Source organism: Mycobacterium sp. 1165178.9, assembly GCF_001673555.1.
Lineage (GTDB): Bacteria > Actinomycetota > Actinomycetes > Mycobacteriales > Mycobacteriaceae > Mycobacterium.
Map to the genome: position 1 here is coordinate 1 of NZ_LZMB01000207.1, position 2,921 is coordinate 2,921.

Annotated in this window: 2 protein-coding genes and 2 pseudogenes; 3 read left to right on the top strand and 1 reads right to left on the bottom strand. The window is 65.9% G+C overall.

Translation table 11 applies throughout. From position 1 onward, the window contains the following. The 3 genes and pseudogenes from A5652_RS09740 to A5652_RS09750 all read left to right on the top strand — a co-directional run. Positions 1 to 343, top strand: a pseudogene (locus tag A5652_RS09740) (phosphoadenosine phosphosulfate reductase family protein); the annotation flags it as partial. Next, positions 343 to 2,184 carry an adenylyl-sulfate kinase gene (gene cysC, locus A5652_RS09745; protein WP_067349853.1) on the top strand — a complete coding sequence of 614 codons (1,842 nt, stop codon included), beginning with the start codon at positions 343 to 345 and terminating at the stop codon, positions 2,182 to 2,184. The pseudogene A5652_RS09740 and the gene cysC, both read left to right, overlap by 1 nt. Positions 2,185 to 2,241: 57 nt before the next feature. Beyond that, on the top strand, positions 2,242 to 2,727 hold the full coding sequence (locus A5652_RS09750) for an RrF2 family transcriptional regulator (protein ID WP_067349857.1): 486 nt from the start codon (positions 2,242 to 2,244) through the stop codon (positions 2,725 to 2,727). Positions 2,728 to 2,744: 17 nt separating this feature from the next. On the opposite strand, the pseudogene A5652_RS09755 reads toward A5652_RS09750, so the two are convergent. Then, a pseudogene (locus A5652_RS09755) lies at positions 2,745 to 2,921 on the bottom strand (VOC family protein); the annotation flags it as partial.

Genomic DNA, 2,921 nt, shown 5'->3' on the forward strand with positions numbered 1-2,921 from the left:
GACCGAATTCGACATCTGGTCCTACATCGGCGCGGAGAACATCGCACTGCCCGCGATCTATTATGCGCACCGGCGCAAGGTGTTTCGCCGCGACGGCATGCTGCTGGCGGTCGACCGCAACATGCAGCCGGGTGACGACGAGCCGGTGTTCGAAACGACCGTGCGATTTCGCACCGTAGGGGACGTGACGTGCACGGGCTGCGTGGAATCGCAGGCCGCCACGGTGGACGAGGTCATCGCCGAGACCGCAGTCTCGCGTCTGACCGAACGCGGGGCCACCAGGGCTGACGACCGGATCTCGGAGGCAGGCATGGAAGACCGCAAGCGGCAGGGATACTTCTGATGACAACGCTATTGCGCTTGGCGACTGCGGGTTCCGTCGACGACGGGAAGTCCACCCTGATCGGTCGCCTGCTGTATGACTCCAAGGCCGTCATGGAAGATCAGTGGGCGGCGGTGGAACAGACGTCCAAGGACCGTGGACACGACTACACCGATCTGGCGTTGGTGACCGACGGCCTGCGGGCTGAGCGCGAGCAGGGCATCACCATCGACGTCGCCTACCGCTACTTCGCCACTCCCAAGCGGAAATTCATCATCGCCGACACCCCCGGCCACATCCAGTACACCCGCAACATGGTGACCGGCGCGTCGACCGCCCAACTGGTGATCGTGCTGGTCGACGCGCGGCACGGCCTGCTCGAACAGTCCCGCCGGCACGCCTTTCTGGCGTCCCTGCTGGGAATCCAGCACATCGTGCTCGCGGTCAACAAGATGGACCTGGTCGATTGGGACAGAGAGAAATTCGAGGCGATCCGGGACGAATTCCACGCCTTCGCCGCGCGCCTGGACGTGCACGACGTGGCCACTATCCCGCTTTCGGCGCTGCACGGCGACAACGTGGTGACCAAGTCCGACCACACCCCGTGGTACGAGGGCCCGGCGTTGCTGTCCCACCTCGAGGAGGTGTACATCGCCGGCGACCGCAACATGGTCGACGTGCGATTCCCGGTGCAGTACGTCATCCGCCCGCACACTCGCGAGCACCAGGACCACCGCAGCTACGCGGGTACCGTCGCCAGCGGGGTCATGCGTCCCGGCGATGAGGTGGTGGTGCTGCCGGTCGGCAAGCGCACCCGCATCACCGCCATCGATGGGCCGAACGGTCCGGTGGAAGAAGCCTTCCCGCCGATGGCCGTGTCGCTGACCCTGTCCGACGAGATCGACATCTCGCGCGGCGATTTGATCGCCCGCACCCATAATCAGCCCCGGGTCGCGCAGGAGTTCGATGCGACGGTGTGCTGGATGGCCGACAATGCCGCTCTCGAACCCGGTCGTGACTACGTCATCAAGCACACGACCCGCACCACGCACGCCAAGGTGACTGCGCTCGACTACCGGCTGGACGTCAACACGCTGCACCGCGACAAGACGGCAACGGCGTTGCAGCTCAACGAACTCGGACGCATTTCGTTGCGCACCCAGGTCCCGCTGCTGCTCGACGAGTACACCCGCAACCCCAGCACCGGGTCGTTCATCCTCATCGACCCGCACACCAACGGAACGGTGGCGGCCGGCATGGTGTTGCGCGACGCTTCCGCGCAGGCCGCGAGCCCGAACACCGTGCGGCACAAATCATCCGCCATCGCCCAGGCCCGGCCGCGGGGCAAGACGGTATGGTTCACCGGTTTGTCCGGTTCCGGCAAGTCATCGGTGGCCATGCTGGTCGAGCAAAAGTTGCTCGAAAAGGGAGCTCTGGCTTACGTTCTCGACGGTGACAACCTGCGGCACGGGTTGAACGCCGATTTGGGCTTTTCCATGGCCGACCGAGCCGAAAACCTGCGCAGGCTGGCGCATGTGGCGGCCCTGCTGGCCGACTGCGGAAACGTCGTGCTGGTGCCGGCGATCAGTCCGCTGGCCGAGCAACGCGCGCTGGCCCGCAATGTGCACGCCGACGCCGGCTTCGATTTCATCGAGGTGTTCTGTGACACCCCGATCGAGGAATGCGAGAAGCGCGACCCCAAGGGTTTGTATGCCAAGGCGCGCGCGGGGGAGATCGGCCAGTTCACCGGCATCGACAGCCCGTATCAGGCGCCGGTGAATCCCGATCTACGGCTCACCCCCGACGCGACCGTCGAGGAGCAGGCGCAGCGCATCATCGACCTGCTCGAATCACGCGGGTAGCAGCCGGATCAGCCAGGCTCCGCCGAAATCGTGTCGCCGGGTGGCACAATCCTGTGCGTGCGCATGTCGGCGAAGGCGGAGTATGCCGTGCGGGCGATGATTCAGCTCGCCACGGTGCCCGACGGAACGCTGGTGAAGACGGACGATCTGGCCCACGCCCAGGGCATTCCGCCGCAATTTCTCGTCGACATCCTGACCAACTTGCGTACCGACCGGCTGGTGCGAAGTCATCGCGGTCGCGAGGGCGGCTACGAATTGGCCCGCTCAGGTAAAGACATCAGCATCGCCGACGTGCTGCGCTGTATCGACGGCCCGCTGGCCAGTGTCCGTGACATCGGGCTCGGCGACCTGCCGTACTCGGGGCCGACGGCGGCGCTGACCGACGTCTGGCGCGCGCTGCGGGCCAGCATGCGGTCGGTGCTGGAAGAAACGACGCTGGCCGACGTCGCCACCGGCGGCCTGCCCAAGCACGTCGTGCAGCTGGCCCACGACTATCGCGAGCAGGAAAGCCGGCGCCACGGCACAGCGCGCACCGGCGACTAGGTGCAGCGGTCGCTCGCTCAGCCCGCCGATCCATACGGGCTGGTGAGAATCTCCATGGCATGGCCGGAGGGATCCGGGAAGTAGACTCCGCGCCCGCCGTGGTTGTGGTTGATCTCGCCGGGATGCTTGGCGCCCGGATCTGCCCAGTGCTGCAGGCCGCGTGACCGGATCCTGTCGTAGATGGTGTCGAACTC